Annotated in this window: 8 protein-coding genes; 5 read left to right on the top strand and 3 right to left on the bottom strand. The window is 72.3% G+C overall.

Annotation, left to right across the window (positions count from 1 at the left end; genetic code table 11):
• Nucleotides 1-5 precede the first annotated feature (5 nt).
• Nucleotides 6-3,197, top strand: coding sequence for an ATP-dependent helicase (locus ACPYOG_RS00980; RefSeq protein WP_481292392.1), 3,192 nt, complete (start codon nucleotides 6-8; stop codon nucleotides 3,195-3,197).
• The gene (locus ACPYOG_RS00975; protein WP_481292391.1) at nucleotides 3,194-6,565 is read left to right on the top strand and encodes an ATP-dependent helicase; all 3,372 of its coding nucleotides are present in this window, start codon (nucleotides 3,194-3,196) and stop codon (nucleotides 6,563-6,565) included. Before ACPYOG_RS00980 ends, ACPYOG_RS00975 begins: the two co-directional genes overlap by 4 nt.
• On the opposite strand, the gene ACPYOG_RS00970 is transcribed toward ACPYOG_RS00975, so the two are convergent.
• Nucleotides 6,496-7,584, bottom strand: coding sequence for a phosphotransferase (locus ACPYOG_RS00970; RefSeq protein WP_481292390.1), 1,089 nt, complete (start codon nucleotides 7,582-7,584; stop codon nucleotides 6,496-6,498). The genes ACPYOG_RS00975 and ACPYOG_RS00970 overlap by 70 nt on opposite strands.
• A gap of 60 nt (nucleotides 7,585-7,644) precedes the next feature.
• On the opposite strand from ACPYOG_RS00970, the gene nudC reads away from it, so the two are divergent.
• A complete protein-coding gene (gene nudC / locus ACPYOG_RS00965) occupies nucleotides 7,645-8,664 on the top strand; it encodes an NAD(+) diphosphatase (RefSeq protein WP_481292389.1) in 1,020 nt (339 codons plus the stop codon).
• Nucleotides 8,661-10,424, top strand: coding sequence for an ATP-dependent helicase (locus ACPYOG_RS00960; protein WP_481292388.1), 1,764 nt, complete (start codon nucleotides 8,661-8,663; stop codon nucleotides 10,422-10,424). Before nudC ends, ACPYOG_RS00960 begins: the two co-directional genes overlap by 4 nt.
• Here the strand turns inward: ACPYOG_RS00960 and ACPYOG_RS00955 are convergent.
• A complete protein-coding gene (locus tag ACPYOG_RS00955) occupies nucleotides 10,369-11,238 on the bottom strand; it encodes a hypothetical protein (RefSeq protein WP_481292387.1) in 870 nt (289 codons plus the stop codon). The genes ACPYOG_RS00960 and ACPYOG_RS00955 overlap by 56 nt on opposite strands.
• A 99-nt stretch (nucleotides 11,239-11,337) precedes the next feature.
• On the bottom strand, nucleotides 11,338-12,687 hold the full coding sequence (locus tag ACPYOG_RS00950; RefSeq protein WP_481292386.1) for a zinc-dependent metalloprotease: 1,350 nt from the start codon (nucleotides 12,685-12,687) through the stop codon (nucleotides 11,338-11,340).
• 214 nt (nucleotides 12,688-12,901) lie between these two features.
• On the opposite strand from ACPYOG_RS00950, the gene ACPYOG_RS00945 reads away from it, so the two are divergent.
• Nucleotides 12,902-14,041: a YlbL family protein gene (locus tag ACPYOG_RS00945; RefSeq protein ID WP_481292385.1), complete on the top strand. Its 1,140-nt coding sequence runs from the start codon at nucleotides 12,902-12,904 to the stop codon at nucleotides 14,039-14,041.
• Nucleotides 14,042-14,100: the final 59 nt, after the last annotated feature.

The raw sequence follows: 14,100 nt of genomic DNA, 5'->3' as shown, positions 1-14,100 counted from the left end.
ATGGCATGATCGCTCGCGGCTTCCTGATGCGGCCTCCGGCGCGCCCGGACGCGGCTGCCGACGGGGCCGCCGCATCCGGCCGCGTGGTGCTCGACGGCGCCCAGGCGGAGGTCCTCGCGCTGCCGGACTCCACCTCCGCCGCCGTGCTCGGAGCTCCCGGGACGGGCAAGACCACCACTCTGGTGGAGGCCCTTGCCGAGCGTGTCCTGGTCCGCGGCCATGCTCCCGATGAGGTGCTGGCTCTCAGCGCCTCGCGCACCGCCGCGACCGCTCTCCGCGACCGCCTCGCGCTCCGTCTGGGCGTGCCGACGCAGGGTCCGCTCGCTCGCACGGCTACCTCCCTCGCCTTCCAGCTGGTGGGGGAGCGCGCGCGGCGCGGCGGGCTCGAGCCGCCACGCCTCCTGACCGGCGGCGAGCAGGACCAGATCATCGCCGAACTGCTCAGCGGCCACATGGAGGACGGAACCGGTCCCGTCTGGCCGGAGCCGCTGGTCGCAGAGGTGCGGATGCTGCGCGGCTTCCGCACCGAGCTGCGCGAGCTGATGGCACGGTGCGCCGAACGCGGCATGACGCCGTCCCGGCTGTCGGAGCTGGGCGCGATGACCGGCCACGACGAGTGGCGCGCCGCTGCCCGCTTCATGACGGAGTACCAGCTGGTGGTCGACAGCTACCGTGGCGGCTTCGTGGATGCGGCCGAGCTGATCGCCTCCGCCGTCACGGTGGTGCGCGAGGGCAGCTCGCTCGACCGCCTGCGCGCGGTGTTCGTGGACGATCTCCAGGAGGCGACGGTGGCGACCCTGGCGCTTCTGCGCGCGCTCGCCCAGCGCGGCATCGCGGTGATCGCCTTCGGCGACCCGGACGTCGCCTCCACGACGTTCCGCGGTGCGGAGGCCACCGCTCTCGGTCAGCTCGAGGGCCGGCTCGGAGTGCCGGTGACACGGTTCGTCCTGACGACGGCGCACCGCCAGACGCCCGTCCTCCGCGAACTGACGGCGCGCGTGACCGAGCGGATCGGGACGGCGGCGGCCGGTGTGCAACGGATCGCCGCGGCCGGGCGCCCGTCTCGCGAGAACCCGCACGACGAGGAGGCGCACGCCGACGACGCGTCGCCCCGTCCGGAGGTCGTGCGCCTGGTGGCCGTCTCCGCCCCGTCCGAAGCGTCGCGCCTCGCCCGGAAGCTGCGCGAACGGCACCTGCTCGACGGCGTCCCCTGGAGGGACATGGCGGTCATCGTGCGCTCGGGGGCCCACGTGCCTGCGTTGGCGCGAGCGCTCGCGGTGGCCGAGGTCCCGACGACGACGAGCATCGCCGGACGGCCGCTGCGCGACGATTTCGCCGCACGACAGCTCGTCACGATCGCCGGCGTGCAACTGGGGGCCATCGAGCTCACGCCCGCCGTCGCGACCGAGGTGCTGCTGGGCCCGTTCGGCGGCCTCGACAGCGTGAGCCTGCGCCGGCTGCGGCTGGCCCTCCGGCAGGAGGAGCTCTCCGGGGACGGCAACCGGCCCGGTGACGAGCTGCTCGTGGAGGCGCTCCAGCATCCCGCGCACCTCGCCACGATCGACGCTGCGCCCGCCCGGCGCGCGGGACGGCTGGCCGAGACCCTCCGGTCCGGCCGTGAGAAGGCCGCCGACGGAGGCTCCATCGAAGAGCTGCTGTGGCAGATCTGGGAGCGCAGCGGGCTGGCCGCGCGCTGGCTCGACCACTCGGAGCGCACAGGGATCGTCGCCGACGAGGCGAACCGGCACCTCGACGGCGTCGTCGCCCTCTTCACCGCGGCACGCCGGTTCGTCGAGCGCTACCCCGAGCGTCCCGCCTCCGACTTCGTCGTCGAACTGCTCGGCGCCGAAGTGCCAGAGGACACCCTTGCCGCCCGCACCGCCGGCGACGCCGTGCTCGTGTGCACACCGAGCGCCGCCATCGGCCGCGAGTTCGAGGTCGTCGCCGTCGCCGGACTGCAGGAGAGCGTCTGGCCCAACCTGCGGCTGCGGGGCTCGCTGCTGCATCCCCAGGAGCTTGCGGACGCCGTCGAAGGGCGCTCCACGGGCACGGAGGACGAACGCGCGGAGGTGCTCGGCGACGAGCTGAGGATGTTCGCGCTGGCCGTGTCCCGTGCGCGCGGCCAGGTCATCCTCACGGCGACGGCCAACGACGACGAGCAGCCCTCGCCCTTCCTGCGCCTCGCAAGCGACCTCGGCACGGACGACGTGGACGACGGCGCCCATCCGCTCTCCCTCCGCGGCATGGTCGGCCGGTTGCGCCGCCGTCTGGTCACCAACGGCTCGCCCGACGCGGCCGCGGCGCTCGCCCGGCTGGCCGATGCGGAGGTGGAGGGTGCCGATCCCTCCTCCTGGTACGGGCTGCTCGAGCCGTCGACGAGCGAGCCGCTGGTGGATCTCGAGGATCCGGAGGCGGTCGTACGGGTGTCGCCGTCGCGGCTGGAGACCTTCGAGAAGTCGCCGCTCGCCTGGTTCGTGGACACGATGGCCGCCTCGCCCAACGGTCTCGCCGCCGGCATCGGCACGGTCGTGCACGCCGTTATGGAGGAGGCGAGCACCAGTGAGGACCGCGACCTCAGCGTGGAGCGCCTCTGGCAGGGCGTCGAGCGCCGCTGGGGCGAGCTGGCGTTCGAGTCCCCGTGGCTGGAGGAGAAAGAGCGCCGTCGCACCCGGACGCTCTCGGCCGGCGTGTCGGAGTACCTCCGCGACTTCGAGCGCGCGGGCGGCACCCTGCTCGGGTCGGAAGGCGCGTTCGAGCTCCGGATCGGCCGGGCGCTCGTGCGCGGCACGATCGACCGGGTCGAGCGCACGCCGGACGGGACGGTCGTGATCGTGGACCTGAAGACGGGAAATCGCACGCCGAGCGCGGCGGACGCGGCCGGGCACGCGCAGCTCGGCGCGTACCAGCTCGCACTGGAGCACGGCGTCATCGAGGAGGCGGAGAACCTGCCGTCCGGCGGCGCGAAGCTGCTCTTCGTGGCGAAAGGGGTTCGCGGCAAGGGCTACCGCGAGTTCGGGCAGGACCGCGTCGACGACGAGGGCCTCGACCGGCTCCGCGAGCGGGTCGCCCGGGCGGCGGACGGCATGGCCGCAGCGAGCTTCGCCGGTGTGGTGGACCTCGGGGAACGCGACCCGCACGGGAAGTACGAGTACCGCATCCACCTGGTCCCCGCGGTCAGTGCCGGAGGAGGGTCATGACGGACGAAGCGACGCACGTCGACGACGAAGGCCTTCTGGAGTGGGCGAACGACGAGGCAGCACTCGACCTGGTCGAGCAGGCGTTCTCGCTCGCCGGGGATGAGCACGGCGGCGAAGCGCGCCGGCGGCCGGCGCGCGCCCTGAGCGCTGCCGAGATCGCGGAGGCGCTCGGCCTCCCGATGCCGACGGCGCAGCAGCAGGCGGTCATCGAGGCACCGCTCCGTCCGGCGATCGTCGTCGCCGGCGCGGGCAGCGGCAAGACCGAGACCATGGCCAACCGTGTGGTGTGGCTGCTCGCGAACGGTCACGTCCGGGTCCCCGAGATCCTCGGCCTGACCTTCACACGCAAGGCCGCGGGCGAGTTGGCCGGCCGCATCCGCACCCGCATCGAGCAGCTGGTCGCCTCGGGGGTGACCGAGGTCGAATTCGACCCGTTCGAGGCGCCGGAGGTCGCGACCTACAACGCGTTCGCCAACGCGATCTTCCGCGAGAACGCACTGCTGATCGGGCGGGAGCCGGAGTCGGCCGTGCTGACCGAGGCGTCCGCCTGGCAGCTCGCCCGGCGGCTCGTCGTCACCAGCAGCGACGAGCGCCTGGTCGAACTGGACAAGGGCGTGGATGCGGTGACCTCGGCGGTCGTCGCCGTGAGCCGCGCGCTCAGCGAGAACGTCGCCGACCCGTCCGAGGTCGAGCGGATGGTGGAGGGTTTCGCGCGAATCGCCGAGCTGCCGACGGGCAACGGCCGGGTCAAGGAGCTGTACGCCTCGGTCCGCTCGGCCGTCGAGGCCGTGGGTTCGCTGCCACCGCTCCTCGACCTCGCACGCGCGTTCGCCGACGAGAAGCGCCGCCGGGGGTTCGTGGAGTACTCCGACCAGGTGGCGTTCGCCCTGGCGGTGTGCGAGCGGATGCCCGAGGTCGTCGCCGACTACCGGCGCCGTTTCCGGGTGGTGCTGCTGGACGAGTACCAGGACACCTCGGTGGTCCAGACGCGGCTACTCTCCACCCTCTTCACCGGCCGCCCCGTGATGGCCGTGGGGGACCCGCACCAGTCGATCTACGGCTGGCGTGGCGCGAGCGCCGCGAACCTGGGCCGGTTCTCCAGCGATTTCACGGGGGAGCGCCGTGGCGACCACGGCGCCGCGGACGAGTACGCGCTGAGCACCAGCTGGCGCAACCCGACGCGCGTGCTCGATGCGGCCAACGTTCTCGTGGATCCGCTCACGGCCGCCTCCCCGGTGCACGTCGAGCAGCTGCAGCCGCGGCCCGGGGCGGTCGCCGGGGAACTGACCGCGGTCTTCGAGCAGACGGTCGCGGAGGAGGCCGACCTCGTCGCCCGCTGGCTGGGGGACCGGGTGCGCCGGCTCGGACCCGACGATTCGCCCCCCAGCGCCGCCATGCTCTGCCGGTCCCTGAAGAAGATCGACGTGTTCACCGGCGCGCTCGATCGCCACGGCATCCCGTATCACGTCCTCGGACTCGGAGGACTTCTCGAGCAGCCGGTGATCGCCGACCTGCTCAGCGCACTGCGCGTCATGCACGACCCGACGGCCGGCTCCGAGCTGATCCGCCTGCTGACCGGCGCCAAGTGGCGAGTGGGCCCCAAGGACATCGCGGCGCTCCGCGACGTCGCCTCCTGGCTGGCCGAACGCGACCACCGGCACCAGAAGCTCGACCCGGAGCTCCGCGACCGGTTGCGGCGCTCGGTCGCCGGCGAGGAGTCCGCGTCCCTCGTGGATGCGCTCGACTTCGTCGTCGAGGCGCCCGCGGGCCACAGCCGTCTGGACGGCTTCAGTCCGGAGGGACTCGACCGGATGCGCGACGCCGGCCGCCGGCTCGACCACCTGCGTTCGCGTGCGGGCCTGGACCTGCTCGATCTCGTCACGCTCGTGCAGCAGGAGCTGCTCCTGGACATCGAGGTGGCCGCGAACGAGACCGCGCAAGTCGGCCACGCGAGCCTCGACGCGTTCGCCGAGCAGGTGGCCTCGTACCTCGCGGTCGACGATCAGGCGACCCTCGGCTCGTTCCTGTCCTGGCTCGCGGAGGCGGAGCAGCGCGACAACCTGGCGCCGCGGAGCGAGGACCCGGAGCCGGGCACCGTCCAGATCCTCACCATCCACGGCGCCAAGGGGCTGGAGTGGGATGTGGTGGCCGTCCCCCGGCTCGTCGACGGCGAGCTCCCCGGTCCGCCGCAGAGCCGCAAGGGCTGGCTCTCGTTCGGGCAGCTCCCGAACGAGTTCCGTGGCGACTCCGCCGAACTGCCGGTCATCGCCTGGCGCACCGCAGAGACCCAGAAAGACGTCCACGAGTCCATCGCCGCGTTCGAGGAGGAGAACGTGGCCCGCCACCTGGAGGAGCAGCGCCGGCTGATCTACGTCGCCGTCACCCGCGCGAAGGAGCGGCTGCTGCTCAGCGGGTCGTACTGGTCGACGCAGACCCGGCCCCGCGGTCCGGGCTCGTACCTGCTGGAGCTTCAGGAGGCGGGTCTCCTGCCCGAGGACGCGTTCCCGGACTGCGACGAGCCCGACGAGAATCCGCTCACGCTGAGCGCCGCGACCGTGACCTGGCCGCTGGAGCCCCTCGGCGCGCGCCGGGGGCGCGTGGAAGCCGCAGCGGAAGCGGTTCGCCGGGCGCGCGAGAGCGGCGCGGGCTACGGAGGCGTCTACGCGCGGGACCTCGACCTGCTGCTGGCCGAACGTGCCAGACGGGAACAGGAGGCGGGCCTCGTCGAGCTGCCCGCGCGCATCCCGGCGTCCCGGTTCAAGGACTACGTCACGGACCCGGCGGGCGTCGCCGCGTCGCTCCGCCGGCCGATGCCCGAACGCCCCTACCGGCAGACGAGGCTCGGCACCCTCTTCCATCAGTGGGTGGAGGACCGGTTCGGCACCGTCGCGGGCGCCGCCGATGTCCTCGACGCGAACGCGGCCGAGCTGGACGACCCGGCGGGCGACCTGCTCGAGGCGGAGCGTTTCGAGGAGCTGAAGGCGACCTTCGAGCGCAGCCCGTGGTCCGGCCGCCGCCCCGAGGAGGTGGAGCTGGAGATCCACATCACGCTCGCCGGGCAGGTCATCGTGTGCAAGCTGGATGCCGTCTACCGTGCGGAGGACGGCCGGCACGACTACCAGATCGTCGACTGGAAGACCGGGAAGGCACCGCGCGACGCCGACGACCTGGAGCGCAAGCAGCTGCAGCTGGCCCTCTACCGGCTCGCGTTCGCGCGCTACGCCGGGGTCGACCCGGAGCGCATCGACGCGGTCTTCTACTTCGTCGCCGACGACCGCGTCATCCGGCCGGAGCGGCTCTACGCGGAGGAGGAACTGACGTCGCTCTGGTCGTCGGCCACCGGCTTCATCCCGCCCGAGCGGCGGTAACCGCCGCTGCCGTCGGCGGCTGGATGGTCGCCGGGGGTCCGGTCGAGCATGGCCTCGACGTCGCCGACCGCCAGGATCGGTCCGGTGGCCGTCGACAGCGGGTTCATCGCGTTGCTGTGCACCCGATCCACGAGTCCGTCGAGCATCGCGACCGCGTCGTCCATGATCGACTGGTCCCGCATCTCGCGGCCGTGCAGCAGCCAGCGAGCCACCTCGAGCTCGGCGTAGAGCATCGCGCGCTGGGTGAACTGGCGGTCGGCGGCGACCTGACGGGTGGAGGCGTAGGCGCCGAGCGCGCCGTCGGTCGCGTCCGGGTTCATGGCGAGCAGCCAGTGCAGATCGCGGGCCGGGTCGCCGACGCGAAGGGCCGACCAGCCGAGGACCGCCGTGACCCCGTCGTCCTCCACCAGGAAGGAGTCGGCGGTCAGCGCGCCGTTGATGACGGTCGGCTGGAACTGCCAGATGGAGTGGTCGGCGGCCGCGTCGCGCCAGCGGTCCCGCAGCGCGGTCGGCAGGAGTCCCGTGGATGCGGCCGACTCGATCACCGAGTTCGCAGCAGCGAGGCACTCCGTCGCGGACATCACGGGAAGGCCCGCCTCGCCGACGAACGCAGTCGGCAGCGCGTGGATCGCGGCGATGGCGTGCCCGATCGAGCCGGCGAGCCCGTCGCCCGGGGGCACCTCCTCGACGGCGATGTGCCGGCCGGGCAGGTAGTCGTAGACGAGCGCGCGAGTCCCGGCCACCGGCGCCTGGCCGAGGAACTGCGGGACGTCGAACGGCAGCCGGCTGCGGATGCCGGTGGTGAGCGCGCGCAGCGCGACGAGGTCGGCGCTCTGTTCGGTCTCCGCCGCCTGCGAGGTCGGAACGCGGACGATCACGGCGCTCCCATCCGTCGTCGTCAGCAGTGCCGAATCGAAGTCGCCCGCGCCGCCGAGGCTGTAACTGCGGGCGCCCGTGACGTCGAGGCCGGGAACGGCCGAGGTGGCCAGCGCGGCTAGAGTGAGATGGGATCTGGCCATGCACCTAGGCTAAGTGGACCTGCCTGCGACAGCCGTCCGCCACGCCCCGAAAGGACCTCGATGTCGTCCGCCCCGACTCCCGCTCCGCCGCTCGCGGCTCTGGCGCTCTCGCGTCATGCGACCGACCGCGACCATGCGGAGCGCTCGCGTCCGGCCCTGTTCGACGAGCTGTGGGAGGAACCGGGCACGCGGGTGCTCGCCCTATGGAAGGGCCGTGCTCTCCTCACCGCCGAGAGCGTCGCCGCCGCGACCCCGGCCGCCGACGGATGGTCGGCGCCCGACGCCGGTCCCGCCGAACTCGAACTGCTGCCCGTCGACCGGGTGACCTCCGCCCTCCTGCGCGTATATCTCGGCCGCACCACGGTCGCGACCGCTGCGGAACCGTCCGGCAGTGCTGTCGTCCTGGAGGTGCTGACGGACGCCGCTGCTCAGGAGCTCGAGCCCGACGAGGCGCGCTGGGGCAACCTCCGCACGGTGGCCACCGCGCTGAGCGACCGGGATGCCGGACTCTTCACGGAAGCGCTGGCCATGGCCAACTGGCACGCTTCGAACACGCACTGCCCGCGCTGCGGGATGCCGACCGTCGTGGAGCAGGCAGGCTGGGTCCGGCGCTGCTTCGAGGACGGCTCCGAGGTCTTCCCGCGCACCGACCCGGCCGTGATCGTCACCATTCTGGATGCCGACGACCGGCTGCTGCTAGGGTCCAACGCCATGTGGGAGCACTCCCGGTACTCGCTTCTCGCCGGGTTCGTGGAGCCGGGGGAGTCGTTCGAGTCGGCGGTGGAGCGCGAGATCTTCGAGGAGGCGGGGATCCGCGTCGTGGATGCGCGCTACAAGGGGTCTCAGCCGTGGCCGTTCCCCGCGTCCGTGATGATCGGGATGACCGCGCGGCTCGCCGACGATCAGGAGCCGGCTGCGCTCGACCCGGACGGCGAGGAGATCCTCGACCTCCGCTGGTTCAGCCGTGAGGAGCTGTGGGAGGCGCGGGAGCAGATCATCCTGCCCGGGCGGTCGTCGATCGCGCGCGCCCTCATCGAGGACTGGTACGGCGGTCCGCTGGACGAGCCGCCCGCGCCGTGAGCACCGCGCTCTCCGGGCCGGATGCCCTGCTGGCCGGTCTGGACGCGCAGCAGCGGGTCGCAGCCGAAGCGCTGTTCGGTCCGGTCTGCATCCTGGCCGGTGCCGGAACCGGCAAGACGCGCGCGATCACGCACCGGATCGCCTACGGCGTCGCTTCCGGCGCGTATGCGCCGAATCGCGTGATGGCCCTGACCTTCACCAGCCGCGCCGCAGCCGAGTTGCGGGGACGCCTGCGTCAGCTCGGTGCCGGCGGCGTCTCCGCCCGCACCTTCCACTCGGCGGCGCTGTCGCAGCTCAACTACTTCTGGCCGCAGGTGGTCGGCGGCCAGCTGCCGTCCGTGCTCGATGGGAAGGGTCGGGTGCTCGGGCAGGCCGCGGAATCCCTCAAGCTGCGTGTGGACACGGCGACGCTGCGGGATGTGGCCGCCGAGGTGGAGTGGCGGAAGGTCTCCGGTCTCGGGATCGAGCAGTACTCGGCGGCGGGCCGGCCGACGCCGGGCTCGCTGACCGCGGATCAGGTGGCGGCCCTTCTGCAGAAGTACGAGGACCTCAAGGACGAGCGCAAGCAGATCGACTTCGAGGATGTGCTGCTCGCCTGCGCCGGCATGATCGAGTCGGAGCCCGCCGTCGCCCTGCAGGTGCGCGAGCAGTACCGGTTCTTCGTCGTCGACGAGTACCAGGACGTGTCGCCGCTGCAGCAGCAGCTCCTCTCCCTGTGGCTCGGCACGCGGACCGATCTGTGCGTCGTCGGGGATGCCAGCCAGACCATCTACTCCTTCGCCGGTGCCCGCAGCGACTATCTGCTCGGGTTCGAGCGGGAGCATCCCGGAGCGACGGTTGTGCGCCTCGAGCAGAACTACCGCTCCACGCCCTCGGTGATCGACGTCGCGAACCGGCTCATGCGTGGCCGTTCCGGCGCACTGACCCTGCGGCCTGCTGAGCTCCCCGGCGGAGCGCGCGACGTGGATCCCGTGCCCGAGCCCACCGCGTACGAGGATGACCGTGCCGAGGCGCGCGCCGTCGCCCAGCGGATCGCCGCCGAGCTCGCTGCCGGCTCGCGACCCGAGCACATCGCGGTGCTGTATCGCGTGAACGTGCAGTCGGCCGCGCTCGAGCAGGCGCTCGGCGATCTCGGCATCAGCTACCAGATCCGCGGCGCGAAGCGGTTCTTCGACCTCCCGGAGGTGCGACAGGCCGTCATGTCGTTGCGCGCGGCCAGCCTGGCGGCGACGGACGACCCGCTGTTCAAGTCGGTCAGCGACGTGCTCCGGTCCCTCGGCTGGTCCGTCCAGCCGCCGGAGGCACGCGGAGCCGTCCGTGAGCGCTGGGAGTCGCTGAACGCCATCATGGGTCTCGCCGACGAGCAGCCGCCCGGCCGCACGCTGCGCGCCTTCACCGACGAGCTGCTCGCCCGTCAGGCCGGACAGCACGAGCCGACGATGTCCGCCGTGACCCTCGCCACGCTGCACGCCGCGAAGGGCCTCGAGTGGCCCTCGGTCTACCTGGTGGGCTTGAGCGAAGGTCTCGTCCCGATCAGCTACGCCACCACGTTCGAGCAGGTGGACGAGGAGCGTCGCCTCCTGTACGTCGGCATCACGCGCGCGCGGGAGCGCCTGCGTCTGAGCTGGGCGGCGCGCGGCAACCAGCCCGGTCGTCCCTCCTCACGTCAGCCATCGCGGTTCCTCTCCGAGCTCCGGCCCACGGTCACGCCGGGAGACCGAGGCAGCCGCACTCCGGGTGCGGCTCCCACGCGCGGCTGACCCACTCGACGGCTCCGGCCTCCAGCCGCCAGACCACCCCGGGTCGCACCTGCGGCCCCACGAGGCGCACCTCCGGCACCTCCGCACGCACCTCCGCACGCACCTCGGCACCCTCCGTCGCGCCCGAGCCGGCGATACCCGCCAGCACGATCGCGGCCCCTCGGGCGGCGGCCGCGGCCGAGCTGATCGCCGTCTCGCCCGGGGCCGGCCGGGTGTGCAGCTGCGTGGCCATGGCCGGCCAGGCCGGGTCCGCATCCGTGCGATGCAGGTCGACGCACCGCAGGCAGGCGCCCTCGCCCGGCCGCACGAACGGCCCGACGGAGACACCGGCGTCGCCGAATACGACGGGGAGGTGCGGCACATCGCGGCGCAGCCACCGTGCGTGGCGCTGGGGCTCGACCGCATAGGCGGCGACGATGACGGCCGCTTCTGCTTGCGCGACCACCGGGTCCGACCACGACAGCCCACTGCGGACGTCGGCTCCCGCTTCGGACAGCATCCGTTCGAGGGTCGCTGCCGTCGGCCCCGCGCCATCGAGCACGACCAGAGGCGGTTCCGTCCTTTCGGCGCGCGCAGGTGCCAGCACCGGGGTCAGCTGCTCCAGCAGCTCCCTCACCGCCGCCGGCGGTGCGCCCGCGCGCTTGGCCACCACGTGGAGCCCCTCTGCGGACACGCCGCCGCCGAGCGCGGCCAGCATCCGCTCGTCCGCACCACTCACGCGTTCGAGAACGAGCAGGGGTCGTTCGACGCCGAACTGGAGGCTGTCGGGCGTGCGCCACACGTGCTGGATGCGGGAGTCGAGTGCGAGGACCATTCCCGCATCCTCTCGGACGCAGGTGCCCGCTCCGCGGTTGTCCACAGACCGACTTTCCGAGGACGCTCTATCCCCAGGCGCCTCTCACCGGGTCCGGCCTCACCCCTCGGTCGGGCGGTCCCTGTCATCGCGCAGGAGGTCTTCGATCGCCTGGTCGAGCGCGTCCTGCTCCGGCTCCTGGCCGCTGGCCGCCGCGGTCAGGCGGGCCACCAGAACGGACGGGTCGTCGAGGTCGGACGACTGGGGGAGCAGGTCGGGATGCGACCAGAGGGCGTCGCGCGCATCCATGCCGACGGCATCCGTGACCGCCTGCCACATCGCGGCGGCGTCCCGCAGCCGTCGCGGCCGCAGCTCCAGGCCCACGAGTGTCGAGAACGCCGACTCGGCGGGTCCGCCGGACGCCCGGCGACGGCGTACCGTCTCGGCGATCGCGGCCGCGCGGGGGAGCAGGTGCGTGGCGTTCGCCGTCACCACATCGACCCAGCCCTCGACGAGCGCGAGCACGGTCTCGAGTCGAGCGAGCGCCTCCTGCTGGTCCTCGGTCCGCGGCGGGATGAGCCGGCCGCTGACCATCGCCTCGCGCAGCTCCTCGGGGTTCGAGGGGTCGAAGTTCTCGGCGAGCGACTCGAGCGCGTCCGTGTCGATGGTGATGCCCTTGGCGAAGGCCGTGATCTGGGTGATGAGCTGGAGCCGCAGCCACTTCGCGTGCCGGAACAGCCGGGCGTGAGCGAGCTCGCGCACCGCGAGGTAGAGCTGGATCTGGTCGGCGGGGATGTCGAGCCCGTCGCCGAAGTCGGCCACGTTCTGCGGCAGCAGCGCCGCCGTGCCGTCGGGCAGCAGCGGGATGCCGATGTCGCCTCCGGACACGACCTCCTTCGAGAGCTGCCCCACGACCTGGCCCAGCTGCATGGCGAACAGCGCGCCGCCGATCGAGCGCATCACCTGCCCGGCGTTCTGCAGCATCGCCTGCATCTCCTCCGGCGCCTGCTCGGACAGGACCCGGGTCAGGGCGTCGGAGATGCTGAGGGCGACCGGCTCGGCGAGCTGCGTCCACAGCGGCATGGTCTGTCGCGCCCACTCCGCCCGGCCGATGAGCTCGGGCGTGCTGCTGAGACCTGCCACACCGGTCGCCTGGTCGAGCCACAGCGAGGCGACGTGGAAGGCCTGGTCGAGCGAGGCGCGCTCCACCGGAGTGACCGGATGTGCGCCATCTGCGGCGAGCTGGCGCGCCTGCTGCTGCGCGATGTCCCAATTGATGCCGCCGCCCGGGTTCATCAGGGCGTTCTGCAGCTGGCCGAGAAGGGCCTGGATGCTGGCCGGATCGTTGGGCAGGCCTGCGGCGCCGGCGAGACGGCTCGGGTCGATCGACGCGCCGTTTCCCGACAGGAACTGGTTCAGCAGTTCGCGGAACTCGTCGTCGTCCCGCTCCTCGTTCTGGTCGTCGGCCATCGTGAGCGTCCTCTTCTCGAACTGAGCCGGCCACGGATCGAGCAGCCGCCGGGCTCGGCTTCAGGCTTGCCATCTACGCTAGCCGGTGGTGCCGGGGCGGCGGGTGAGAATTGGCCTATGCTCGCATCCGGGCCGTGCGCCTGTGGCGAACACCCGCTCATGGCGGAGCCACCAGCACCCCAGCGCACCAGCACCCCAGCGAGAGGACGGCCCTGTGACCCTGTTCGGCGAGGAAGATCGTGCCCTGCAGGCGCACGCGGCGGAGCGGATCGCCCCACCGCGCCGGGTCGTCATCGGCTGGGTCGCGATCGGGGTCGCGGTGGTGCTCGCCCTGGTGCTCGCGCTCGTCCCCGCTCCGTTCGTCATCGAGCAGCCGGGGCCGGTGTTCAACACGCTCGGCACCGACCAGCAGGTCGGATCGCCGTCGGGCGGAGAAGCGAAGGACCTGATCAGCATCCCGGGCCGGAAGACGTACGCCACCTCCGGGTCACTCGATCTCCTCACCGTCTCCGTGGTCGGGAACCCGGACCAGAGCCCGTCGTGGCTCGAGATCGCCGACGCCTGGTTCCAGCCGAGCAAGGCCGTGCTGCCGCTCGACGACGTCTTCCCCCCGGGCACGACCACGGAGCAGTCCAACGCCCAGAACGCCGCGGCCATGGTGGACTCGCAACAGGATGCGATCGCTGCGGCTCTCAGCCGGCTGGGCTACGACTTCCCCGAGAACGTCGCCGTGAAGCAGCTGCTGACGGGCAGCCCCGCGTCGCGGGTGCTGAAAGTGGGCGACGAGATCACGTCCGTGAACGGCGTGAAGGTCCGCAGCATCCAAGCGCTGCGGGATGCCGTCAAGAAGAACGGCGCGGGAAAGCCCGCCGAGCTCGGCATCGTCCGCGACGGCGCTGCGTCCATGGTCGCCATCACCCCGACCGAGTCGCAGGGACAGGTCGTCATCGGCATCGGAGCAGGGATGGACTACACCTTCCCGTTCGACGTGAAGATCCAGCTGAACAACGTCGGCGGCCCCAGCGCCGGCCAGATGTTCGCCCTCGGCATCATGGACAAGCTGACGCCCGGCTCGCTGACCGGAGGCAAGCGGATCGCCGGGACCGGGACGATCGACAACACCGGCACGATCGGGCCCATCGGCGGCATCCGGCAGAAGATGTACGCGGCGCGCGACTCCGGGAAGGCGACCTACTTCCTCGCGCCGGCCTCCAACTGCGACGAGGTCGCCGGCCACATTCCGTCCGGATTGCAGGTGTTCGCGGTGAAGACGCTGGCCGACTCGCTGAAGGTCCTCCAGGCGGTGCGCGACGGGTCGAGCACGTCCGGCCTGCCCACCTGCCACGCGGGCTGACTTCCGCCGGGCCGCAGCGCACTCCAAGGGTCTGCTGCCTAGGATGGACCCATTCCCGC

This window comes from Leifsonia sp. HAY1-4F (genome assembly GCF_056755275.1).
Note: the sequence above shows the minus strand (reverse complement) of the source record. Positions and strands in the feature narration are given on the sequence as shown.